General features: G+C 61.5%; 1 pseudogene. It reads right to left on the bottom strand.

The features are described 5' to 3' along the window. Positions 1 to 338, bottom strand: a pseudogene (locus tag GHN86_RS23155) (Bcr/CflA family drug resistance efflux transporter); the annotation flags it as partial.

Raw genomic sequence — 338 nt, 5'->3', positions numbered from 1 at the left:
CCCAGCATCGCCGAAGCACTGCCTGCCCGCGCGCCCTGCCCGTTCATGGCACACGCCGAGGCGTTGGGGATGATGCAGCCCAGACTGGCGATGCAGATAAACAGCGGACTCAACAACGGCCACAGTTGCTCGGTGTGCAGGGCGCTAATGCCCAGCAACGCCACACCTGCCGCCAGATAAACCCACACCGTACGCGCCAGCAAAAAGGCCGGTTGGCGCTTGGCCAGCAACCGTGCGTTCACTTGCGCCACCAAAATAAAGCCCGCCGCGTTACTGCCGAACAACCAGCCGTAGTGTTCCGCAGGCACGCCATACAGCTTGATAAAGACGAAAGGTGA

Source organism: Pseudomonas helleri (assembly GCF_009600315.1).
Lineage (GTDB): Bacteria > Pseudomonadota > Gammaproteobacteria > Pseudomonadales > Pseudomonadaceae > Aquipseudomonas > Aquipseudomonas helleri_A.
This window is presented reverse-complemented; position numbering and strand designations above follow the sequence as displayed.